The sequence below is a fragment of the Streptomyces sp. NPDC044063 genome (assembly GCF_056434285.1).
Map to the genome: position 1 here is coordinate 800,143 of NZ_JBWKFM010000001.1, position 21,256 is coordinate 821,398.

The 21,256-nt window shown below is 68.4% G+C and carries 22 protein-coding genes and 1 pseudogene; 15 read left to right on the forward strand and 8 right to left on the reverse strand.

The window, feature by feature from the left end; all coding sequences use genetic code 11:
- Positions 1–4 precede the first annotated feature (4 nt).
- The gene (locus AC07BS_RS03740) at positions 5–445 is read left to right on the forward strand and encodes a hypothetical protein (RefSeq protein WP_478637956.1); all 441 of its coding nucleotides are present in this window, start codon (positions 5–7) and stop codon (positions 443–445) included.
- Between the two features lie 529 nt (positions 446–974).
- Here the strand turns inward: AC07BS_RS03740 and AC07BS_RS03745 are convergent.
- The 3 genes from AC07BS_RS03745 to AC07BS_RS03755 all read right to left on the reverse strand — a co-directional run bounded on the left by AC07BS_RS03745 (position 975) and on the right by AC07BS_RS03755 (position 5,394).
- On the reverse strand, positions 975–2,330 hold the full coding sequence (locus AC07BS_RS03745; protein ID WP_478637954.1) for a peptidoglycan DD-metalloendopeptidase family protein: 1,356 nt from the start codon (positions 2,328–2,330) through the stop codon (positions 975–977).
- Positions 2,331–2,386: 56 nt separating this feature from the next.
- Positions 2,387–4,195 (reverse strand): hypothetical protein, encoded by a 1,809-nt coding sequence (locus AC07BS_RS03750; RefSeq protein WP_478929947.1) that lies wholly within the window; start codon positions 4,193–4,195, stop codon positions 2,387–2,389.
- 71 nt (positions 4,196–4,266) lie between these two features.
- Complete coding sequence (locus AC07BS_RS03755) at positions 4,267–5,394, reverse strand: peptidoglycan DD-metalloendopeptidase family protein (protein ID WP_478929949.1); 1,128 nt, start codon at positions 5,392–5,394, stop codon at positions 4,267–4,269.
- A 623-nt stretch (positions 5,395–6,017) separates the two neighbouring features.
- Between AC07BS_RS03755 and AC07BS_RS03760 the strand changes: the two genes are divergently transcribed.
- From AC07BS_RS03760 to AC07BS_RS03770, 3 genes are all read left to right on the forward strand, one after another.
- Positions 6,018–6,383: a sugar nucleotide-binding protein gene (locus tag AC07BS_RS03760; RefSeq protein WP_478929951.1), complete on the forward strand. Its 366-nt coding sequence runs from the start codon at positions 6,018–6,020 to the stop codon at positions 6,381–6,383.
- A gap of 586 nt (positions 6,384–6,969) precedes the next feature.
- Positions 6,970–7,140, forward strand: a complete 171-nt coding sequence (locus tag AC07BS_RS03765; protein ID WP_478637949.1) for a hypothetical protein — start codon at positions 6,970–6,972, stop codon at positions 7,138–7,140.
- Positions 7,141–7,252: 112 nt separating this feature from the next.
- Positions 7,253–8,188: an APH(6)-I family aminoglycoside O-phosphotransferase gene (locus tag AC07BS_RS03770; RefSeq protein ID WP_478929953.1), complete on the forward strand. Its 936-nt coding sequence runs from the start codon at positions 7,253–7,255 to the stop codon at positions 8,186–8,188.
- A gap of 254 nt (positions 8,189–8,442) precedes the next feature.
- On the opposite strand, the gene AC07BS_RS03775 is transcribed toward AC07BS_RS03770, so the two are convergent.
- Entirely contained in the window at positions 8,443–9,318 is an 876-nt protein-coding gene (locus AC07BS_RS03775) for a hypothetical protein (protein WP_478929955.1), read from the reverse strand.
- A 14-nt stretch (positions 9,319–9,332) separates the two neighbouring features.
- Positions 9,333–10,127, reverse strand: coding sequence for a papain-like cysteine protease family protein (locus AC07BS_RS03780; RefSeq protein ID WP_478929956.1), 795 nt, complete (start codon positions 10,125–10,127; stop codon positions 9,333–9,335).
- An 812-nt stretch (positions 10,128–10,939) separates the two neighbouring features.
- Between AC07BS_RS03780 and AC07BS_RS03785 the strand changes: the two genes are divergently transcribed.
- Both AC07BS_RS03785 and AC07BS_RS03790 read left to right on the forward strand, forming a co-directional pair.
- The gene (locus AC07BS_RS03785; protein ID WP_478929958.1) at positions 10,940–11,224 is read left to right on the forward strand and encodes a GNAT family N-acetyltransferase; all 285 of its coding nucleotides are present in this window, start codon (positions 10,940–10,942) and stop codon (positions 11,222–11,224) included.
- A 342-nt stretch (positions 11,225–11,566) separates the two neighbouring features.
- Positions 11,567–12,301: a coenzyme F420-0:L-glutamate ligase gene (locus AC07BS_RS03790; RefSeq protein ID WP_478929959.1), complete on the forward strand. Its 735-nt coding sequence runs from the start codon at positions 11,567–11,569 to the stop codon at positions 12,299–12,301.
- Positions 12,302–12,398: 97 nt separating this feature from the next.
- Here AC07BS_RS03790 and AC07BS_RS03795 read toward each other — a convergent pair whose 3' ends face one another.
- Positions 12,399–12,770, reverse strand: a complete 372-nt coding sequence (locus AC07BS_RS03795) for a hypothetical protein (protein WP_478929961.1) — start codon at positions 12,768–12,770, stop codon at positions 12,399–12,401.
- A gap of 602 nt (positions 12,771–13,372) precedes the next feature.
- On the opposite strand from AC07BS_RS03795, the gene AC07BS_RS03800 reads away from it, so the two are divergent.
- The 3 genes from AC07BS_RS03800 (at position 13,373) to AC07BS_RS03810 (ending at position 16,090) form a co-directional block, all read left to right on the forward strand.
- Positions 13,373–13,774 (forward strand): SDR family oxidoreductase, encoded by a 402-nt coding sequence (locus AC07BS_RS03800; protein WP_478930070.1) that lies wholly within the window; start codon positions 13,373–13,375, stop codon positions 13,772–13,774.
- A gap of 80 nt (positions 13,775–13,854) precedes the next feature.
- Positions 13,855–14,538: a coenzyme F420-0:L-glutamate ligase gene (locus AC07BS_RS03805; RefSeq protein WP_478929963.1), complete on the forward strand. Its 684-nt coding sequence runs from the start codon at positions 13,855–13,857 to the stop codon at positions 14,536–14,538.
- Positions 14,539–14,878: 340 nt separating this feature from the next.
- A complete protein-coding gene (locus tag AC07BS_RS03810) occupies positions 14,879–16,090 on the forward strand; it encodes a glycosyltransferase (protein ID WP_478929965.1) in 1,212 nt (403 codons plus the stop codon).
- Between the two features lie 377 nt (positions 16,091–16,467).
- On the opposite strand, the gene AC07BS_RS03815 is transcribed toward AC07BS_RS03810, so the two are convergent.
- On the reverse strand, positions 16,468–16,974 hold the full coding sequence (locus AC07BS_RS03815) for a hypothetical protein (RefSeq protein ID WP_478929966.1): 507 nt from the start codon (positions 16,972–16,974) through the stop codon (positions 16,468–16,470).
- Positions 16,975–17,171: 197 nt separating this feature from the next.
- Between AC07BS_RS03815 and AC07BS_RS03820 the strand changes: the two genes are divergently transcribed.
- Entirely contained in the window at positions 17,172–17,831 is a 660-nt protein-coding gene (locus AC07BS_RS03820) for a Tn3 family transposase (protein ID WP_478929968.1), read from the forward strand.
- On the opposite strand, the gene AC07BS_RS03825 is transcribed toward AC07BS_RS03820, so the two are convergent.
- The gene (locus AC07BS_RS03825; RefSeq protein WP_478929970.1) at positions 17,810–18,106 is read right to left on the reverse strand and encodes a winged helix-turn-helix transcriptional regulator; all 297 of its coding nucleotides are present in this window, start codon (positions 18,104–18,106) and stop codon (positions 17,810–17,812) included. The two genes, AC07BS_RS03820 and AC07BS_RS03825, sit on opposite strands and share 22 nt — an antisense overlap.
- A 140-nt stretch (positions 18,107–18,246) precedes the next feature.
- Between AC07BS_RS03825 and AC07BS_RS03830 the strand changes: the two genes are divergently transcribed.
- From AC07BS_RS03830 to AC07BS_RS03850, 5 genes and pseudogenes are all read left to right on the forward strand, one after another.
- A complete protein-coding gene (locus AC07BS_RS03830; RefSeq protein ID WP_478929972.1) occupies positions 18,247–18,816 on the forward strand; it encodes a carboxymuconolactone decarboxylase family protein in 570 nt (189 codons plus the stop codon).
- Entirely contained in the window at positions 18,813–19,754 is a 942-nt protein-coding gene (locus AC07BS_RS03835; protein WP_478929974.1) for a PhzF family phenazine biosynthesis isomerase, read from the forward strand. The genes AC07BS_RS03830 and AC07BS_RS03835 overlap by 4 nt, the downstream gene beginning before the upstream one ends.
- Positions 19,755–19,876: 122 nt before the next feature.
- The gene (locus AC07BS_RS03840) at positions 19,877–20,170 is read left to right on the forward strand and encodes a DUF1330 domain-containing protein (RefSeq protein WP_478929975.1); all 294 of its coding nucleotides are present in this window, start codon (positions 19,877–19,879) and stop codon (positions 20,168–20,170) included.
- A 209-nt stretch (positions 20,171–20,379) separates the two neighbouring features.
- The gene (locus AC07BS_RS03845) at positions 20,380–20,853 is read left to right on the forward strand and encodes a zinc finger domain-containing protein (RefSeq protein ID WP_478929977.1); all 474 of its coding nucleotides are present in this window, start codon (positions 20,380–20,382) and stop codon (positions 20,851–20,853) included.
- Positions 20,766–20,945, forward strand: a pseudogene (locus tag AC07BS_RS03850) (recombinase family protein); the annotation flags it as partial. The gene AC07BS_RS03845 and the pseudogene AC07BS_RS03850, both read left to right, overlap by 88 nt.
- Between the last annotated feature and the right edge of the window lie 311 nt (positions 20,946–21,256).

Consider the following 21,256-nt stretch of genomic DNA (forward strand, 5'->3'; position numbering starts at 1 on the left):
CTGGATGGATCAGCAGAAGGTCCTCACGATGCTCGACGGGTGCACCGCGCCCCGGGGGAGCGCGGTGGTCATGGCGGATGGGAGCTTATGGACCGCACGGTCCGCTTGGACCGACGCCCTGCGAGAGCTGATCCAGACCTATCTGGGCGCTGAGCGGCGCGCCGGCCGGGCCGGAACCTACAACGCGCCCGACCGTCCGTACGCCGAGATCATGGCCGAGTCAGCGTTGTCCCACATCGAGGAGCACCGGTTCGACGTGCGTAGGGAATGGAGCCCTGAACGCGTCCTCGGCTACCTCTCCTCCACCTCGTTCGCCGCTCGCCCCCTGTTCGGTGACCGCTGGCCCAAGTTCGAGGCCCAGGCCCTGAACCTGCTGCGCCAGCACGCCCAGGGTGACGGGCTGATCGAGAACGCGGTCTTCACCGTGCTGATCGGCCGCCGCTGACTCCCTGCCGCGCTGGTTCCTGTACCGAGCATCGGCGCCCTTCAGAGGTGGGTGCGGTGCGATTTCCCGCATCACCCGGTGCGGGGTGTCGCGGGCAGGTCAGTGGCAGAAGGCGTGATGATGCTTCTGCACCGTCCGCCCCAAGGACGAGGGGCTCGCTGCAGAAGTGGGGTGTCCGCGTGGCCGCAGGGTCGCGAACATTCGCCGCGACGGCTGCCGCAGCCGCCACGATCAGTGGGGCCACCGCGGCGCCCGGCGCATTTGCCCCGACGGCTGCGGTCGCCCCATCATCCGTGCCGCCGAACGTGCCGTTCTCGACGCCCGCATTACCGGGCGCCCAGGCCGCCGGAGCCTGGTCGCCACCGGCCGCAAGAAGAGCAATCGCTCCGAGGAACTCCGCCAGGCCTTTGGGCCCTTGAGGGCGATCTGAAGGGCTGATGGAAGCGGTGATCGACGGCGTGGAAGAGCGGCCCACCGAAACCCTCGCGTCAGGGGGACGGCTCCGGTGGGCCGCTTGGGGTGACGCCGGTTACCGGCCCGCGATGGAGTATGCGGGGCCGCCGACCTTGTGCCACACCGTCCCGTTACCGGTCCACCGGAACACCGCGTCGCTGTTGGGCGACAGCCCGTACAGCGCGTCTCCGGCGACGGCGAAGGTCTTGCCGGGCCCGCCGACCTTGCTCCAGTTGTTGGGCCCGTTCATCTTGTACAGGTCCCCGTTGGTGGGGTTGGCGGCGAACAGCCCCGCTCCACCGCCGTAGAGGGTTCCGGCTGCCCCGCCGACCTTGTTCCACGCGGTACCGTTACCGGTCCATTGGAAGACGGCGCTCTTGTCGGGGCTGAGTCCGAACAGGCTGTCACCGGTGACGGCGAACTGTGCCCCAGCGCCACCGACTTTACTCCAGTTGTTGGGCCCGTTGAACTTGTAGAGGTCACCGTTGGTCGGGTTCGTGGCGAACAGGCCGGCTCCACCGCCGTAGAGGGTTCCGGCGGCGCCGCCGACCTTGTTCCACACAGTGCCGTTGCCGGACCACTGGAAAACGGCGCTGCCGTCGGGTGAGAGCCCGAAGAGGCTGTTGCCGGTGACGGCGAAGATCTTTGCGGGTCCGCCGACCTTGCTCCAGTTGTTCGGCCCGTTCATCTTGAACAGGTCCCCGTTGTCGGGATTAGTGGCAAATATACCGGCGCCGCCCGCGTACAGTTGGCCCGCCGGTCCACCGACCTTGACCCAGCTGCTCCCGTTGCCGGTCCATTGGAAGACGCCGGAACGGTCCGGGGATTGAGCGAACAGGCTACTGCCGGTTGACACAGCACAGTTGCCGCTGGTCTCGAAATGCTGGTTGTATTCCCACGTGACGGGAACTTGGTGCCCGTCAATGGTGGCCTGCACGACGGAGCCGTTCAGTTTCTGCTCGTAGTGCAAGTGCGCCCCGGTGGTCCAACTGCCGGTGTTGCCGACGACGCCGATCTGTCGGCCCTGCTCCACGTCGTCGCCGACGGCGACGTCGCGCCGGTCCAGGTGCAGGTACCGGGTCTGCCAGCCGCCACCGTGGTCGATCACGATGAAGTTACCGGCCTGACTGTCGAACTGTGAGGTCACGACGCGTCCGCCCGCCGAGGCCAGGGCGGGTGTGCCCTGGGTGGCTCCACCGGACGAGACCATGTCGACCATGTACTGGCTGGCGTGTCCATCGTGCGTGGACGTCGTCCAGCGTTGCCCGCAGGGAATGGGAAGCTGGAACGGGGGAGTGGCGGCGACCTTGGTGTTCGCCGCCGGGACTGTCGCGGTGGTCGCGGCCGCCGCCGGGGCGGCGGGCAGGAGGGCTGTGGCCGGTGCGAGCAGCAGTGCTGCCGCCGCCAGGAAGCCGGCCCATGTGATCCTCATGCATCTCCTTTGGACGGGGGTGCGATAGGGGAGAGGGGAAGTGTGTGTGGCGATCGCTATTCGGTGACGATGCCCGCGGCGGGTCCGCCGACCTTGGTCCACTGGAAGGCCGCTGACCCGGACCATTGGAAGATGCCGCTCTTGTCAGGACTCAGCCCATAGAGCCGGTCACCAGCGACCGCGAAGGTCTTCCCGGGACCACCGGCCTTGGACCAGTTGTCCGGTACGCCGCTGAACTTGTAGAGGTCGCCGTTGCCGGGGTTGGTGGCGAACAACCCGGCGCCACCGCCGAAGAGGGTTCCGGCCGGTCCGCCGACCTTGGTCCAGGTCGTGCCCGACCCGGTCCATGTGAAGACCGCACTACCGTTGGGCGACAGGCCGTACAGTGCCTCGTTGGTGACCGCGAAGGTCTTTCCGGGCCCGCCGACCTTGGTCCACTTGTCCGGGGTGCCGTCGTACTTGAAGATGTCGCCGGTGGCCGGGTTGGTGGCGAACAGGCCGGCGCCGCCTGCGTACAGCGTGGCGGCGGGTCCGCCGATCTTCGTCCAGGTGGTCCCTGATCCGGTCCACCGGAAGACGGCTTTCTTGTCCGGGCTGAGCCCATACAGTGTGCCGCCGGTGACGACGAACTGGGCCCCTGGGCCGCCGACCTTGGTCCAGGCGTCCGGGGTGCCGTTGTACTTGAAGATGTCGCCGGTGGTCGGGTCGGTGGCGAACAGGCCACCGTCGCCGCCGATCAGTGTGCCTGCCGGTCCACCGATCCTCGTCCAGGAGTTTCCGGCCGTCCGCTGGTGGACGGCGCTCTTGTCGGGGCTCAGCGCGTACAGATGACGCGGAGTGTAGGGCCGCGCCTGCCAGGTGAGCGGTGCCAGGTCCACTCCGCCAGTGCCCCAGCCCGCGCTGCTGAGCCATTGACTACCGTCGCGGTCGGTGACGACTTCAGCGGCGTGGGACGGCAGGCGGCCCACCTGGCCGGTGGCCGTGAAGTGCAGCGGATCGGAGCTGGCGTACACCTCGGCCCCGACATAGTCGGCCGGTGCGGAGCCACCGATGAACAGGTACCAGAGACCATTGCGCTGTGTCACGAACGGGGATTCGGTCCAGCCGTCGCCGGGGGCGGTGAACGCGGTCTTGCGTGAGCTCCAGGTGACCAGGTCCGGACTCGTCCGGTACGCGACGATGTTGCGTCCCCCGGTGGCCGTCTCGGTGGCGGTGTAGTACATGACCCACTGGGATCCGACCCGGGCGACCATCGGGTCGCGTGCTTCGAGTCCGTCGCGGAACAGTGGCCCTCCGGGCCGCCGTTCCCAGTGGATCAAGTCGGTGGAGGTGGCCAGATTGATCTGGCTCCTGGAAGGGTCGCCGATGGTCTGCCCGCCCGCGTAGAACATGTAGTACGTGGAGCCGGAGCGGATGACGTGCGGTGCCCACAGGTGCGACTCTCCGTAGGAGGGGTCGACCGTCAGGGCCATGGGTTGCTTGGTCCATGGCCCGCGCAGGCTGGGTGCCGTGGCGTGTGCGAACGAGTCCTCGTTCTCCGGGTCGGCCGGTTCGGCGTGGGTGATGCCGAACAGGTGCCAGGTCCCGGTGGCCTCGTCACGGATGAAGGTGTGGTCGTTTATGTACCAGGGCTGTGATTCCCCGGTGCCGGGGTTGTAGACCCGGACGAAGTCTCCGGTGGTCACGGAGTTGGTGGTCACCGGGTTGGTGGTCACCGAGTTGGGGGTCACCGGGTTGGTGGTGACCGAGTCGATGTTCGCGGAGGCGGTGGCGGAGACCTGGGCAGGTGCTGGGGCGGCGACGGCGGGGAGCATCCCGAGCGAGACCGTGACGAAGGCAGCAGCCAGAGTGATGCGTGAGAACACGTGGCTCCAGAGGGGAGAGCGGACGGGCCCAGCCCCGGAGGCCCGGGCCCGTCCGCTGGTGACGTCGCCGGCTATCGGCCCACGATGAAGGAGGCGGGACCACCGACCTTGTTCCAGGTCGTGCCGTTGCCGCTCCACTTGAAGACCGCGTCGCTGCTGGGCGACAGGCCGTACAGCGCGTCTCCGGCGACCGCGAACTGGTGGCCCGCGCCGCCGACCTTGCTCCAGTTGTTGGGCCCGTTGAACTTGTAGAGGTCGCCGTTGGTGGGGTTGGTGGCGAACAGGCCGGCTCCGCCGGCGTAGAGGGTTCCGGCGGCGCCGCCGACTTTGTTCCAGGTGGTGCCGTTGCCGGACCACTGGAAGACGGCGTTGCCGTCGGGGGAGAGCCCGAAGAGGCTGTTGCCGGTGACGGCGAAGGTCTTGCCGGGGCCGCCGACCTTGCTCCAGTTGTTGGGCCCGTTCATCTTGTAGAGGTCGCCGTTGGTGGGGTTGGTGGCGAACAGGCCGGCTCCGCCGGCGTAGAGGGTTCCGGCGGCGCCGCCGACCTTGTTCCAGGCGGTGCCGTTGCCGGACCACTGGAACACACCGGAACGGTCCGGAGACTGGGCGAACAGGCTGCTGCCTGTGGACACACCGCAGTTCGTGCTGGTCATGGTGATCGGGTTGTCGGGGTCCATGACCAACGGCCCCCGCCCCTGAAGGACGGGGTTGACGATGTGCTGGTTGTCGGCGTCCTGGTCGCTGTCGGGGTTGTAAAGCTGCTCGTAGTGCAGGTGCGGCTTGCCTTCCGATCCGACATCCCCCATGTAGCCGACCACGTCACCGCGCTTGACCCACGTGCCGGCCTTCGCGACGCCGGTCATGTGCATGTACGTGGTGAACCATCCGCCGCCGTGCCGGATCTCCAGCCCGCCCGGAGAGAAGTTTTCGTGCACATAGCCGTCGGCTGAGGCCAGGACGGGGCTTCCCTCCCGCATCCCCTGCCGGTACATGTCGATCTTTTTGTCGTCCGGGTTATGACCCCGGTAGGTCTTCAGCTCGATCACGCTGTCGCAGGGGAAGGGAAGCTGGAAGTCCGGCCGCTCGGCCGCTGCTTTCGCTTGTGGAGCCGGGGCGGAGGCCGAGGCCGACGTGGGCGTGATCGGTGCGAGCAGCAGCGCCGCCGCCGCTGTCAGGAGGCCGACCCGTGTGAATCTCATGGATCTCCTTGAAATGAGATGGATCCTGAAAGGCCGCGACGAACCGACTGAGAAGGGATGAAGGTGTGGCTTGGGCAGCGGAATGACGTCAGTCGTGCGGTGATTTCTGGCGTCTGTGTTCCGGGTGAACTCGTCGGCTGGCGTGGCTGCCTTTTGTATTGGTGCGCGGTGCGGATTGTGTCTCTGGCGCTTGTAGTTCGGAGCGGTTCACGACGGTGGTCGTGAGCGTCGTTCCCGATGCCACCGGTGACCCGTGGCCCGGTGTTGCGGCCGACTCCCCGGAGGAGTCGGTAGCCCTGTGCCGGTACCCGCGCACCGGCTCCGCCGCACTGGATGGTGACCGGGCCGGTGCGGGCGTCGACGAACAGCCTGGGCGGGGAGGTGAAGAAGCTGAAGTTCCTGTTGAGAACGGCGCCTGCGTGAGTTCGCCCGCCCCGATGTCCTCATCACTGGTATTCGCTCTTCCCCAGCCTCGTGGTCACCGAGTCCCTCCTCGACCGCCTCATCAACAACAGTCACCGGCTCTCCGTCACTCTGGCAGCGCGGACTGAAATTCCAGTGAAGTCGGGGCTTGGCTGGCCGGCCGCGGCGTTGATGAGGCGGGGGCCGGCGGCGACGCCGTCATGGCCGAGATTGGCCCGCAGTTCGTTATGAACACCTCGAGTCGCAAGGCTGACTGGGCGGTGACGGCCCAGGGGCCTGTCCGGCTCGCGAAGCCCGCGGCGCAGTACGGAAGCCACCTGGTCCATGTCTCCAGCGATGCCGTGTTCTCCGGTGCCCGGGTCCACTACGACGAGACCTGCCTCCCTGACCCCGTCACCCCGTACGGAGCGGCGAAGGCGGCCGCGGAGACCGGGTCCTCGCGGTGTATCCGCAGGCTGTTTCGCCCGCACATCGCTGATCGTCGGGGACGGGTACATGAGCAGGCGCTGCACGAGCTCGCCGCCGGCACCCGCAGCGGCGTCCTGTTCACCGACGACATCCGCTGACCGGTACACGTCGCCGACCTGGCCGCCGCCCTTCTGGAGCTGGCGTCGAACGACGCGCCCGGCATCCACCATCTCGCAGGGGCCGACGCGGTGAGCCGGCACGAGCTCGGCACCCTGATCGCCCCGTAAGCCGGGGCGGCAGGGCCTACACTCCTGGGCGGTGCGCGGTCGGGGCTCGCTGCCTGACATCGGGTGCCTGGATCTGAGCGGTCCGCGTGAGGTGGCCCCTGGTCGTCTCATCGGCGTCCTCCCCCCCCGGGCCCCCCTACGCGTGCCCGTCCATCGCGCCGCCATCGGCCTGCTCACCGAGACCGGCCGCCAATTGGATGACACCGCTTCCCTCAGGCGCAGGCCGTCCGTACGTCGCTGCTGCTGACCTGCGGCTTCACGTGCGCTCATGTCGGGGACCGTACGGCCGCGCTGGCCATGGTGGACGAGGCCGAGGACATCGGCCGGCGCCTGGGCCACCGTGTGGTGGAGCAACTGACACTCCAGGCGACGCAGGGCAGTGCGACGCGATCCGGATCGGTGTCTTCAACGCGCTCGGCACCCCGGACGAAGCGGCTTCTGTGCTCGCCCCGTCGAGATGAACTGCCACTTCGAGTCGATCTGCGAGTCCTGCACGTTCTTCGTCACCACGATCGAGTTCCGGCCCGTGCTCGAACACCAGCGGGACGACGTGACCGCCAAGAGACAGGTCGCACGCGAGCAGATCTTCGACAGCTTACTGACCCGTCTCGACGGAGAAGCTGGATGACTACGCCCGGCGTCAGGGCGGTCCGGGACGGGATCAACTCGCTGGATGCCCTGACGGGTCGGCTGACATGCTCCACTGCGTGACTCGATTCCACTCGCGAGGGAGATTCGATATGAGCGCGGCGACAGCGGTCGAGGTCCCCAAGCCTCTGGCGGCGTCATACGCCAGAGGCTTCGGCGCGCAGGGCAGGGCCTGGATCGCCGCACTGCCCGCGCTGGCTGCTGACTTCCTGGACCGCTGGGAACTGAAACGGGACGGCGAGATCGGGGCCGGGGAAGCCTCACTGGTGCTGCCGGTGCTGCGCAAAGACGGCACGCGTGCAGTCCTCAAACTCCAGATGCCCAGGGAGGAGACCACCGCCGCACTCATCGGGCTGCGCACCTGGAACGGCGAGGGGATGGTGCGGCTGCTCGACCACGATCCCGAGAGCAGCACCATGCTGCTGGAGCGGCTGGACGGTGCCCGCACCCTGGCCTCGATCGAGGACGACGATGTCGCGATGACCATCCTCGCCCAGATCCAGGCGCGGTTGGTCTCCGTCCCCGCGCCGCAGGAACTGCGAACCCTCGGTGACATCGCCACCGAGATGTTGCAGCAGGTTCCGCACGCGGTCATGGCTCTGGCCGACCCCGCGGACCAGCAACTCGTGCGCGGCTGGGCGTCGGCCGTGGCCGAACTGGTCAGTGAACCCGGCGACCGGATCCTCCACTGGGACCTGCACTACGACAACATCCTCGCCGCGGAGCGCGAGCCGTGGCTCGCCATCGACCCCGAGCCGCTCGCCGGAGATCCCGGCTTCGACCTGTGGCCAGCCCTGGACAGCCGGTGGGACGGCGTCGTCGCGAAGGGCGACCCTTCGCGCGTGCTGCGACGCCGCTTTGACATGCTCACCGAGATTCTCGGCCTGGACCGCGGGCGGGCGGCGGGCTGGACCCGGGGCCGGCTGCTGCAGAACGCCCTGTGGGACATCGCGGACGGCGAAACCGCGCTCGCACCGTCCTCCATCGCCATTGCAGAGTCCCTGCCGAACCGTTCCCGGCACCGTTGAGACGGAAGATCCGCGGCCGATTTCTCACACTCCCACTCATCGCACCGTCTCGCATCCATCCTGACCTGGGCAAGGTCCGTTTGAAGACGGACGCTTGGGGACGCGGCGGACTGTCTGACGTACACAAGCAGGTAGCAGCAGACAGCAGGGGAAACGCGCGAATCATTGCTCCCCACGCAGTGGCCACTGCGCCTCGGCGACCCGGCCCTCCACAGGGGGAGGGCCGGGCCGCCGAGCGGGCGGGACGAGCGGGGTCAGGCCGCGCGGCGCCGGCGGCGGACGCGCAGGAGCACGGCGCCCGAGGCCGCCAGAGCGGCCGCTCCCGAGGCGGCGGGGAGCCAGTGTCGCGACGAGTCGGACGCAGCGTCGTCAGCGGTCGCGGAGGCCGTGGTGGCCGGGGCGTAGCCGCCGGCCAGGCCCTTGCGGTCGTACGGAGAGCCGGGCAGCTTGTCCCCGTAGCGCTTGGTGACGAGTTGTTGGTACGTCGCGAGGGTTACGCGCGACTTGCCCTGGAGCGCCACGCCGGCCTCCTTGTTCAGCGGCTCGACGGAGCCGTTGCCGGTGAGCCGGTACCAGGCGTGGATCTGCGGCTCCATGAAGGTCCGCGCTTGGTCCGTGCCGCGCTCGGCCGCGCTGATGTCCGCGTCGCCGTCGCGGATACCGGCCATCTGCCAGCCCGCCGCCTGGCCGCCCTGGCCGGGGGCGAGCAGCACGGCGGCCTGGTGGCCGTTGGCCGCCGAGACGCGGGAGGCCAGATAGGAGAGCCGCAGTGCCGACCCGCCGGTCGGCTTGGTTCTGCCGGTGACGAACTCCGGCGCCAACTCGTAGAAGGGGACCGGCTTCTTGAGGTCGAATCCGGGGGCGCTAGCCGGGCCGTTCGCGAGGCCGCGCCTCGGGCTCCCCGCCGTACCGCCGTCCGCAGCGCCGGCCGGCGTGTGCTGCTCGGCGGCCGACAGGAACCGGGAGACGGTGTCGTGGACCTGCCCGGAGCGCAGTACCTGCTGAGCGGCGGTGTAGTCGGCCGGGGCGGGTGTGGTGGGCTCGTCGGCGGCCTGAGCTGGAGCGACCGCCGTGCAGAGCGCGGCGGTGGCGGCGAGCAGGGTGGCGGCTCGTCGAGTTGTGCGGTGCATAGTGGTCCGTCTCCTCAGGCGTGGATGCCGATGCGCGTGTGGGTCCACCGGAAGGAGTTGTTCCCGGCGTAGGTGGAGTAGTTCCACCAGGTGTACGTCTGGGTGCTCGGCCAGGGGTCGCCAACCGCGATCATGTTGCTGGCGCTGTCGTAGCCGTAGACCACGTTCATGTGGCCGCCACCGGAGGTCCAGCCGATGCGGACGGCGAACGGACGCCCGTTCGCGATCTCGTTCTGGGTTTCCCCGAAGGAGGCGTTGCGGTAGAGGTCGGTGCCGCTGTTGCGGAAGCCCATGGAGTGCAGGCCGTTGGCCATGTCACCCAGGGTCGCCGGCCTGTTGTTGCAGTCCAGTCCGCTGTTGCCCTGGGCGGCGAGACGGCAGAAGTCGTACTGGTTGTAGTTCGTGTAGCCCCAGTAGTTGGCGATGGTGAGACCCGACGCGTCCCAGCACCACTGGTCCCGCACCTGCTTCTGCATGCCGATGTTGAGGGCCGTCCAACCGGTGGGGCGGCTGGAGGCGCAGACCGGCAGGTTGCCGGTGTCCTCGCGGATGAACGCGTCGGCGATGTAGTAGGCGCCGGACCAGATCCAGCGGGAGTTGTTCTCGACGACGTCGCCGGTGGTACGGCAGGCCATCGGAATGTGGTCGCCGACGGGAGAACTTCCGGTGACGTTGGAGGACAGGGAAGGCAGCGAACGCTGGTTGACGGTGCTGAAGTTGCCCTGCCCGCCCACGACCGTGCCAGTGACGGCGGCCTGGGCCTGCGGCGCGACAGCCAACAGCATCCCTGCGGACAGGGCGGCGGCCATCGTGGAAAGGAGCGCCTTCCTGCGACCGGTCGTACGGGCCGGCGAGGCGGAGGTACGGGACGGCGTGTGCCCTGATATTCGGGAAGACTTGCGGAATCTGTGCATTGGGGGGTTCCTTCGGATGAACGCAGGTTGATCAGACAGCGCGAACGCGGCGGCGCGAGCACGACAACGGTGAGGCCGATAGTCACCTGCAGCCGGGTATTCAGTGCGCCCGAGCGCGCTCCCGCTGTGACGGCTGATGATGCGACGAACACGCCGCGCAGTCACCGTCGTTGCCGCACATGTTTTTTGCTGCGGCGAGGGGAAGGTCGTACCTCGTTTCCTTGGGTAAGTGGTGGGTGGCGGGAAGTGTGCCAGAACAGACGCACCGTCAGGTAGGGGGAAGCTGGGTGTGGCGTAATTCCATGTAGTGGCCAAGGAAAAGGCGTGAGCGGGTGAGCGAGCGAGCCAAGTTGCCCTACTGGAAGGCGACTTGACCGGAGCGCCCGCGAAGGCTCATCCCCGCGCCGGTCGACCTCAATGGTCTCGCTTAATGAGATCGTTACCGTGGAGCATTCGCTTCCATTTGTGTGTGGATGCTGAGAGTGGTGGCGCTATCACCCTTGATCATCTTCCTTGTTGATTTCTTGGAGGAAGGCCAAGGGTGACTTATGGTCGTCAATTGCGCTGGATTCCGGGCAATTCTGGCCGACGGCGTGCGGCCTGGTGCTGCGTTCACGCCGGACGGGGTCACCGGCGTCGACCTCCGAGGCCGGCTTGCGCACGCCGGGTTCCGCGACGGGCGGCGGCCGAGGGGTCGCGGCTAGCAGATGGCGTTGTACGGATGCGACGACCGCTACGCCGACACCCGAGCCGGCGAATTCGACCCGCCCCACGGCATCTTCGTCATCGCCTACTGGAACGAGGACGTCGTCGGTTGCGGCGGCTGCCGACGCTACGACGCTGACACCGCAGAGATCAAAAGAAAGTACGTCGAGTCCGCCGCACGCGGACTCGGCATCGGACGCGCCATCCCAGCACCCTGCCCTCCCAGTCCCACGACCGGACTCATTGGCCAGTGGCCCCCTCACCCCCGAGCTGGCCTGACCCCTTAAACGTGCGGGCTCCATGCTCCCTTGCGGTGTAATGGGGCGCGGAGTCCGCATTGTCGCAGCGGCCACCGCACCGCGCGGATACCGGTCCCCCTTGGCGGGCACCAGCCCGATCCCGTTCCCAGGTCAGCTGCTGGACAAGATCCGAGGTTTACAGCGCTGTGGCCAGTGTCGATAGCATCGCGGCGCGCGTGCGGCGAACGCATTCGCCAGCGAGTCCGCTGTCGTGGCTCTTCACGGGAACCGTCATCCCGCTCGGCACCCGCCGTGCCCACCTGGCCGAGGCACACGTTCTCCTCGGCCGATGGATCGCCGAGGACAACCGCCGTAGGAGCTGAACTCTCCGTGACTCCGACCTCAGGCTTGCACGCCTTTTCTATCGAGCCTTTCCCCGAGATCAGGGAAGGTGCCTCGATCACCGATGCCATCACCGACGTCCTCACCGACCAGGGCACCGCCCTCGAACATTGCGATGTCCTGGTCCTCGCCTCCAAGCCCGTCTCGGTTTCCGAAGGCTGGTACGTCGCGCTCGATGCCGTGACTCCTGGCGAGGAAGCCCTTCAGCTGTCGGCACAGAGCGGCAAGCCGGCCGAGATGGTGCAGATCATCCTCGGCGAATCCTCGGACTACTTCCTGACGGGCGCGCGCGGACCGATCATTGCCCGGCAACGGCTGGGATATCAGCTGACTTCAGCTGGCGTGGACCGTGCCGGGACGGACGGGGCGTGGCTGCTGCCTGCCGACCCCGACGCGTCCGCCCGGTGTCTGCGCGACGAACTCGCCACCGCCACGGGGGTACAGGTGGCCGTGGTCATCGCGGACTCCGACGGCCGGGCGGACCGGCGCGGCTCCACCGTCATCGCCATCGGCGCAGCCGGAACCTCGCCGCTGCGCATTAGCGAGCACACCGAGGGCTATGGCAAGGTCAAGCGCCAGGAGGAGACCATCATCGATCTCGTCGCCGCGGCCGGCGGGATTGTCCTGGGGCATCGTGGGCGCGGCGCCCCGGTAGTGGTGATCCGCGGCCTCGCCTACGAGTCCGGGGACGAGGGCATGACATCGATCCTGCATCGCCGCTGATGACCTGGCTGATCACCGGGGCGAGCGGCAACCATCGGCACCGGACTGACCCGCACGTTCGCTCAGATTCGTACAGTCACACATATGTTCTATGAGGTTAAACGCGAACGAAGCTGGCTGGGTCAGCCAGGTAGCGGTCGAGGTCCGGGTCTTCGTGGAGTGCGCCGAACTCGTCGTGAATCTGCCATGTCGGGCCGAGCTCGGAGCGAAGGCGGCCGAGCGTTCGGCGTACCGCTTCGTTGAAGTTGTGACACTCTGCTTCACGCCATGGTCCCGGGTGCGGGGGGTAATCCCAGTTCAACGACGTATCGTAGCGATCTATCAGCCTGTGCAGGCTTTCGTGGAGGTCGGGACTGATTGGTAGTCGGTCCAGCTCGACCGGGTACCCCCACGTCTCCTTGTCCTCGGGTGTGACCGTCCAAAGGACTGCGCCTGATCCTGCGTCGAAGAAGAACCTCGCGGTGGGCACGGCGTCGACCTCTCGGTATATATCGGTTCAAGCGGCCACCACGGTACTTGATGAGGGTGGCGCAGCAGCCTCATGGTTCCCGGATGCGGCTGACGCCTCGCCTTCATCCCGATAGCAGATTGATCGGATGCAGTGAGAGATCTTCGACTGAGTGCGATGTGCCGGCTTGGTATCAGTGGCAGCGCATCAGATCGGGGTGTTCTCGCGGGTCGGGTGTTGGCAAGGGCAAAGCCGGACTCCACATCACCGACCTGCACCGCTTCGGGCCCGCCTGGTACGCCGCCAGCGCATCGTCACGGCGCCGCCGGTCTGATCGGCTCCGTCCTCACCCGCCACATCTCCCGGCAGCCCGGAAAGCTCCTGGCCCTCGATACCAGCCCCAGCCCCCACCGTCTGGGCACCCCGTGATCGCCATGGACGCCGTCAGCGGCGCCTTCCGCGAACTGCTGACCTCATCTGGGTGATGCCACCCGAGCCGAGCTCCACCACACCGCTGGCCACATCCCCGACCTCGCGCACATCGCCGACGCCCCCGTCGAGGACTTCGCCCGCACCGTCGCCGACACCTCACGACCAGGTACGCCACCCTGCGCTCCTTCGCCCTGACCACCCGCCAGCGCGGCGTCCCCGCCGCCGCGGTCATGCTCGGCTCCGTCGGCGCCACCCGCGCCCACCGCTACCGCGTTGCCTACGACGCCTCCAAAGCTGGAACCGAGGCGCTGGCCCGCTCCTTCACCGTGGAACTCGGCGACTACCTGGCCGTGCGCACCTTCGCCCTCGGCCCCGTCACCCAGTCCGCCACCACCGCCGCCGACGGCGACCGGCTCCCTGCCCTTCTCGCCCTCGTGCCCCGTGGCACCTACGCCGACCTCGGCGAGACCGTGGCCGCCAGCGCCGCCTTCGGCACCCCCGCCTTTGACGTCACCGCCGGGCACACCCTCACGTACGACAGCGGCCTGTCGATCCAGCTCCGCCCCGCTGCCATCGAGCGCCCACCCGCCTAAGCCGAAGCGGCACGGGCTCCGGACGGACAGCTCGATACTGGCTCTCACCGCCCCCACACCGACCCCATAGGAGGCCACCGTTGAGCGGCTGGGACATGACGCTGCGGGCCCTGCCCGCCATCCCCGGCATCGCCCCCGGCGACGGCCACAACCTCGTAGACGGCGACGTCCTCGTGGACCGCGCCCGGCGCCTGGCCGACCGCACCGGCCGCGGCACGCGACTGTGCCAGCTCTACCTCGACGAATCACAAGCCGTCCTGGAGATCATCGGACGCCACGTCATCACCCTCGACAACCGCGGCATCGTCGGCACCTCCGGCGGCGTCGACAGCACCAACGCCGGCGTCTTCGCCGAAGGCTGGGCCTGCCTCCTTCCCGTCGATCCTGACGCCTCCGCCCGCCGCATCCGTGACCGCATCCGCACCCTCACCGGTACCACCGTGGCCGTGATCATCTCCGACAGCCTCGGCAACCATCACCGCGAAGGCTCCCTCGGCGCCGCCATCGGCCTCGCCGGCATCGTGGCCGTCGAGAAGCCGATACCCGGCGACATCGACCTGTACGGCAACCCCATGTGGGGCGAGCTCAACCGCGTCGACGAACTCGCCGGCGCCGCCTCCGCCCTCATGGGTCAGTCCAACGCCGCCCGCCCCGTCGTCCTCGTCCGCGGCGCGGCGTACACCCCTGCGGAGGACACGTCGCTGCGGGATTTCCTCGTCGCCGTGCCAACCCCCACGACCGACGCCGACCCCGCGGTCGAGTGACCAAGACCTGACCGTCCCGGCTTCCGCTGCCCCTGGCGGTTTCCTGCCGAGAAGACACAACCCGGCCGCGGCGGCTGCGGCAGGGGCTGCTTTCAGGCGCGGCTCCGACGAGATCGAGCAGCGCGACGATTTCACGAGGAGTACGTGAGAACGGTGCAGGTGCCGCCCCATTTTCATCCGGGTTTCACCGACGGCTGTCACTGTCGTCAGGCGGCCTCGGCCGACGCCCACACGTCACGCTCTCCTATGAACCCGGAGCGGCCCACCTTCGTGATCTCGGAGAGCTCTCACTCCTGAGGGAGAGGTCGTTCAGTTGCCTCCGCGCGCCGAATCAGCCCCCATGACCGTGGCATGGATCACCGCGAGCTTTCCGCCCGAAGTCAGCGGCATCTCGCTGGGGAACGTCGAGCGAGCCCAGTGGTTCGCCGCGCAGCAGGACGTACGCCTGTGCCTGCTGGTTCCCGAAGCTCCCGCAGGTAGTCCCGTGGCCGGGGCCGAGACGGCCGGGCTGGAAGTGTTCCCTTACGCCGCCAAGCCTTGGCTGCCCTATCCGATGCTGCGGGTCCCGCGCCGGGCCGCGCTCGCGCAGATAGACGCTGCGCTGGAGAGGATCGCGCCCGACCTGGTGGTCGTCATCGACCCCGAACGGTCCTTCGTGTTCGGCTCGTGGGGGCTGCCGGGGCACGCGTACGCGCGGCGGCACGGTGTGCCCTATGTGGCCCAGTACCAGGGCGATCACTACAACTTCGCCCGCAGCTACCCGGTCTGGCGGCACTTGGCGGCCGCGGCGTTCCCGCCCGTCATGCGCTACGTGTACCGCCACTTCGACACCGCCATCTGCGCGACCCCTTACGCCGCGAACACCCTGGGCGGCCTCAGTAACGTACGGATCGAGCAGGTTCCCTTCGACAGCGTCGACGTCGAGGCTTTCGGCCCTGACCGTGCCGATCCCGCCGTGCTGACCAAGTTGGCACCCGGTTACGACGGCAAGGGAAAACGCCTGCTCTACCTGGGCCGGCTCGCCCGTGAGAAGCGCCTGGACCTGATCATCGGGGCCTTTCTCAGGCTGAGCGCCATGCCCGGCAACGAGGACCTGTCACTCTTCATCGCCGGCGACGGACCGCCCGACATCACCGCCCAGATCACGCGACTGGCCGCCGCCTCCCCCCGGATCCACCTTCTCGGCTTCGTCCGTGGTGCCGAACGGAGTGCCCTCTACGCCTCCTGCGATGTCTTCTGCACCGGATGCCCCTACGAGACCTTCGGCTGCACCGTCGTCGAAGCGATGGCCTCCGGTGTCCCTGTGGTCAACCCCTCCAGCGGAGGCATCACCAGCCTTCTCTCCCACGGCCGCAACGCCTACCTCTTCCAGCCCGACAGCCCCGACGCGCTTCTCAGCGCCTGCCGCGCGGCTCTCGACGACAACGGTCACGTCACCGGGCAGGCTCGTCTCGACGCCGCCCAGTTCACCGTGGACAACTGCTGTACGCATCTCCTGACCAGCTACCAGCGCCTCGCGGCCATGACCGCGCGCAAGCGCGAGAACGTGTGATCACTGCCGTGTGAGAGGGTGCCTCGCTTCCCTGGGGCATCGGGAAGGCGAGGCGGCAGGAGCGCCCACTCCGGCCGGCCTACGTGGCCCCCGGCCCACCCCTCGGCTGCCGCGTCCGACGAAGGGCAGGAGTGGGTAGCAGGTTGCACCGACGGGCGGCTGAACCGTTGGCAGGACGGTTGCCTCCAGCGGGGGACCGAAGGCTTGACCGGAGATGGGAGACCCCCCGACCGGATGCCCGTTCACCCAGGTCAGACCCTGTGGGCAAGCCGTCCGGAGGCGACGACACTTCTTTCCCACGCGATATCTGTGGGGAAGAGAGAACCGGGCTGGGCGGCGGGGCTCCGTCGCCCAGCCCGCTGAAGCGGCGCCCGTACTCAGCTCGTGGGCTGGGCGTCTTCGAAGTAGGAGTCCAGCACTGTGTCCAGCTCCGCTGCCCACTGCTTGGGCAGGTTCCGGTTGGTCGCCTCGATGTCGGTGTGGTAGCTGCGGCGGCCGGTGGTGTGCACGGTGACGGTGAACCGGCGGCCGAACAGGGGAGTGCTCATCTCCACCGCGCCGATTTCCGGCCAGCCGAACTCGGCCGTCTCGTCATCGAGCCGGAAGATGACGCCGGTGCTGTCGACGGTGATCGATCCGCGCTGGTCGGACACCTCGAAGACCGGGCCGTCGGTCACCAGCTCCGGCTCCGCCTCGGCGGCAGCCTCCTCCGCTTCCGCCTGCGGTTCTGGTTCGGCGCGTACGTCGTCCGGTACGGCATCCCTCGGCACCGGCGGATGCTCCTCCGGCTCGGCGGGGCGTGGCGGTGTCAGGCCGGGGACGAATGCCGGATCGGTTCCGGCGGCGTGCACGGGCGGGCTGTTGTGATCTATGCGCTGCTCCACGGCGGGCAGTATGTCCGATGGAGTTGTGCGGGCGGTAGCCGGCCCGGCCCACACGCGTTCCAGGCTGGGCGGCGGGGCCCGTCGGCTGACCGCTGAAGCGGCGCCGCACGGCCGGGCACCGGCACACATGCGGCCGTCGTTCTTCTGGGTGCGGGACGGATCAGCTTCCGCCCGCCGGGAACGGCCAGGGCGACCTGGTGGTGCTGACGCCTCCGGTCGAGCCGATGCTCGCCCAGCCCCGAAAGCGGCACTCCACGCTGCTGCCGCGCCGGCTGCGCGCGGGCTCCAACAAGAACGCCACCTGCATCGCCTTCCGCGAGGTCGGACGCGTCATCCGCACCATCGCGCTGCTGCGCTACCTCTCGGATGCGCCGCTGCGCCGGCGGGTGACCGCGGCGACGAACAAGGTCGAGTCGTTCAAGCGGTTCTCCCAGTGGGTCGGCTTCGGTAACGGCGGCGTGATCGCCGACAATGACCCCGTCGAGCGGGAGAAGACCGCGAGATTCAACGCGCTGCTGTCCAACGCGGTGATCTTCCATAACGCGCTCGACATCGCCGAGATCGTGTGTCAGCTGCAGGCCGAAGGGTTGGACATCGCCCCGGAGGACCTGGCGCGGGTCTCGCCGTGTCTGACCGAGGACATCCGCCGCTTCGGTGAATACTCCACTCACGAACTCGGCGACGAACCAGCCGCCTACGACCCCGCCTGGACCTCGACTTCACTCCGCTATGCGGCGACGAGCCAGCGCCGGAAGGTTCTGCGCAGGCCGCGTGAACCCGCGTGTCCACGAGTCGGGGGCCGTTACGTCACCGCCAACCTGGTTGGGCGTCATCGTCAGGTCTCCGTGGGCTCCTGATCGTCGTGTTCTTGCTCCTGCGCCCAGACGGCCGCCCATGCGGCGAGCGGACGGAGGGCGTGACCGAGTTCTGCCCCCAGCCGAGTGAGCTCGTAGCCATCGGCCGAAGGGGCGATGATCCCGCTCGATACCAGTTCGCGGAGCCGCTGGTAGAGGACGCTGGATGACATGCCTTCGCATCGTGCCAGCAGCGCGCGGGCGCCGAGCGGGCCCGAGCGGAGCTCCCAGAGAATTCGCAGCGCCCACCGGCGGCCGAACAGGTCCATCGCGGCCATGATCGGACGGCCGGTCGTCGATCCACGAACCGGTGTTCCTGGGCGTGGCGTTGACATACGCCTCCTTGTGTTTCGCTATTCGAAACACTAGCATCCATCCCGGCGTTTCTAATTTCGAAACGAGCTCGACGGGAGAGCCGATGTCGCGGATAGCCCTGCTTGAACCGCCGTATACCGACCAGGTCGGCGCACCGCTCGCGCGCATGATGCCCGGAGCGGCCCCACCGATCGGGCAGTTCCGGATGTTCGACAGAAACCTCCCGATGACCGGCGCCATGCGGGGGTGGGGTCACTACGAGTTGACTCGGCAGCTGACGCCGACCATGCGGGAACGCGAGATCGTCATCGACCGGACGTGCGCACTATGCGGCTGCGAGTACGAGTGGGGCGTGCACATGGCGTTCGCCGAGCGAGCCGGCCTCACTCACGAGCAGGCGAATTCGCTGGTGCACGACGGTCCCGCCGACGAGCGCTGGACATCCGAGCCGGAACGGCTGCTCATTCTCGCTGTCGACATGCTGCGTGAGCGTTCCGACGTCGACGACGCGTTGTGGGTACGGATTGCCTCGGTCTTCGACGAGCCCCAACTGCTCGACGTGCGCCTGCCGTGTGGGCGGTACCACGCCGTCAGCTTCGCCGCCCGCACCGCTCGCATACCGCACGAACCCGGCGCACCACGCTTCGCCGACTTCCCGCCCCGCACTCGATGAGGCGCCCTACCCGGCCGCTTGCCGGCCACGACGACCTGCCCGTCACGATCGTCAACGCATGCCTGCGTGAGGGGCGTGGAGGCAGTCCGACGGCGGTCGTGGACGAGACACCCTGGAGGCGGACCGGCAGGCCGTTAACCGATGGCGAGCGCCGCCTCGTGCCTGCCCTGGTTGGCGCCTCGCACGCCGTCTTCCTCTCGGATGACCGCGATCCGGCAGACAGGAGGGGGAATGGACAGCCCGTGCTCCAGGTGCGCTTCTTCACTCCCGGGACGGAACTGCCCGCGTGTGGTCACGGCACTATAGCGGCGCTGGCTTTCCTCGCCGCGCGCACAGGCGACAGGAAGTATCACGCCGAGCTGTGGGCCTCCGGACGGACCATCAAGGGCAGTGCTGTCCGCCGGGCTTCGTCATCCGTCGACGTCACCTTCAGGGCGGGGCCGGTGCACCTGCGTCAGCCAACGAGAGAGGAACTCGCGCTACTGCTCTCCGCTTTGGGTCTCACCGCGACGGCCACCGCCGGAGCTTGCATTGCGACACTGGGACGCCCACGGCTGGTTGTCCCCGTCCCCACCGAGCGCGCGCTCGCCGCCCTGGCTCCGGCCCTCGACCAGCTCGCCGCCGCCTGCGACCGGCTGGATCTGCTGGGCTGCTTCGTCCACTCCCCGGTATCGGCATCGGCCCGGACTGCTGCCCGCATGTTCGCGCCGTCGATCGGCGTCTCCGAGGACATCGCCAACACCAACAGCTGTGCTTGCCTGGCAGCCCACCTACTCGCCCGTCACGGCACCACCCGGATTGCCGTCGACATGGGCGACGCCCTCGGCCGCCCCTCCTCTGTGAGCACTGCCGCACGCCACAACCCGCCGAGTCCGCTGGTCGACGTCACCGGTACGGCGAGAATCGCGCGAGTCGTCTGTCTGCCGATGCCCGGGTAGGGACCTGCGCTCCACGCTCCGCGAGTCTCACAAACGACCGGTGCTCCGTCGCCGGGATCGATCGATCTGAGTGTCAACAATTCGAAGTCGGACGTGTCCGGCCGAACACAGGAGGTTTTTCCATGGCCAAGGGCTACTGGGTCAGTGTCTACCCCGCCATTTCCGACCCTGAGACGCTGACTGCCTACAACAAGCTGGCGGGTCCGGCTGTCCGGGCTGCGGGCGGGCGAACCCTGTCCCGTGGCGGTCGAGTCGTCGCCCACGAGGCCGGAATCACGCAACGCGTCGTTCTGGTCGAGTTCGACAGCCTTGAACAGGCGGTCGCGGCATACGAGAGCGAGGCATACCAGAAGGCGCTGGTGGCCCTCCCCGACGGCTTCGAGCGCGACTTCCGCATCATCGAAGGCATCGACTGACCGGCGGGCCCAGCCATCACTGAGCATCCGTCACCTGATACGCACACGGTGCTCAACGACGACTCACGAGACGAGGTCCGGGCCGGCTGGGATCACGAACGCAGACAACCGCCGCGCCCGACCAGCACGAGCACCGGACCCGCGCCGCCCCCCGATCGGCTCTCAGAACCCGTTCTCACTTAATAGCGGGACAGACCCCCTTCTGAGACTTGCATTGTGCGAAAATCCGGGCCCATGACGGCCCCTCGGCAGCCCACCGTGGCTGGCTGGCTGGCTGGCTGGCCGGCCAGCCGGACGCCGACGACGTCGAGGCGTGCGTCTGTCCGAAGTGCGACGCGCAGCCCGGGTCACCCTGCCGCTCGCGCGGCGGCGCCATCGCGTCCGCCTACCACACCCACCGCTTCACCCAGGTGCCCCCGGCTCAAGAAAGAGCTGCGGGTGCCGGTCCGGGCCGACCGCGGCCCGGACCGCCGTGGCGGCCGGGCACTCCGCCGCCGGCCGCCGTCGACCCAGGCCGGCCGGGCGCAGACACCGCATCGGCTACGCCGACTACTCGACCCTCGGCCAGGAACTCGACTCCCAGCTCGACGCGCTCGCGGGACACGGCATCGCGAGGGGCAAGATCTTCAGCGAGAAGATCAGCACCCGCGTGCGCGTCCGGACCGCCTTCGAGGAGGCACTGAAGACCGCACGGGAGATCAGGGCGCACGCCCCGCACTGCCGGGTCATCTTCACGGTCTACGAGAGGAAGCGCCTCGGCCGGGACGCCGCCGAGCTCACCGCCCTGGCGGACCACCTCACCGCCCAAGGCCTCATCCTGGAGATGCTCGCCGGACCCCTGCCCGGCATCGACGACCCCACCGGCCCCGGAAGCTGCTGTTCGCGTTCTTCGCGTCGATGGCGAAGACAGAGCGGGAGAACATCCGCGAGTCCACGCTGGAGGGCCTGGACACCGCGGCCGGCAAGGGCAAGCACAGAGGCCGGCCGCCGGTCATCACCGACGACAGGCTCCGCACCGTCCTGCGGCGCCGCGCCGGCGGCGAGTCCGTCGCGCAGAATCCAGCCCGACCTGGCCCCCTCACGATC

Bases quoted from the DNA above. Each gene is read 5' to 3' on its own strand.
- AC07BS_RS03760 (WP_478929951.1), top strand. From the start codon at position 6,018: ATGGCCGAGATTGGCCCGCAGTTCGTTATGAACACCTCGAGTCGCAAG.
- AC07BS_RS03780 (WP_478929956.1), bottom strand. From the start codon at position 10,127: ATGGCCGCCGCCCTGTCCGCAGGGATGCTGTTGGCTGTCGCGCCGCAG.
- AC07BS_RS03810 (WP_478929965.1), top strand. From the start codon at position 14,879: ATGACCGTGGCATGGATCACCGCGAGCTTTCCGCCCGAAGTCAGCGGC.
- AC07BS_RS03740 (WP_478637956.1), top strand. From the start codon at position 5: ATGGATCAGCAGAAGGTCCTCACGATGCTCGACGGGTGCACCGCGCCC.
- AC07BS_RS03840 (WP_478929975.1), top strand. From the start codon at position 19,877: ATGGCCAAGGGCTACTGGGTCAGTGTCTACCCCGCCATTTCCGACCCT.
- AC07BS_RS03775 (WP_478929955.1), bottom strand. From the start codon at position 9,318: ATGCACCGCACAACTCGACGAGCCGCCACCCTGCTCGCCGCCACCGCC.
- AC07BS_RS03835 (WP_478929974.1), top strand. From the start codon at position 18,813: ATGAGGCGCCCTACCCGGCCGCTTGCCGGCCACGACGACCTGCCCGTC.
- AC07BS_RS03765 (WP_478637949.1), top strand. From the start codon at position 6,970: ATGAACTGCCACTTCGAGTCGATCTGCGAGTCCTGCACGTTCTTCGTC.
- AC07BS_RS03785 (WP_478929958.1), top strand. From the start codon at position 10,940: ATGGCGTTGTACGGATGCGACGACCGCTACGCCGACACCCGAGCCGGC.
- AC07BS_RS03830 (WP_478929972.1), top strand. From the start codon at position 18,247: ATGTCGCGGATAGCCCTGCTTGAACCGCCGTATACCGACCAGGTCGGC.
- AC07BS_RS03770 (WP_478929953.1), top strand. From the start codon at position 7,253: ATGAGCGCGGCGACAGCGGTCGAGGTCCCCAAGCCTCTGGCGGCGTCA.
- AC07BS_RS03745 (WP_478637954.1), bottom strand. From the start codon at position 2,330: ATGAGGATCACATGGGCCGGCTTCCTGGCGGCGGCAGCACTGCTGCTC.
- AC07BS_RS03755 (WP_478929949.1), bottom strand. From the start codon at position 5,394: ATGAGATTCACACGGGTCGGCCTCCTGACAGCGGCGGCGGCGCTGCTG.
- AC07BS_RS03825 (WP_478929970.1), bottom strand. From the start codon at position 18,106: ATGGCCGCGATGGACCTGTTCGGCCGCCGGTGGGCGCTGCGAATTCTC.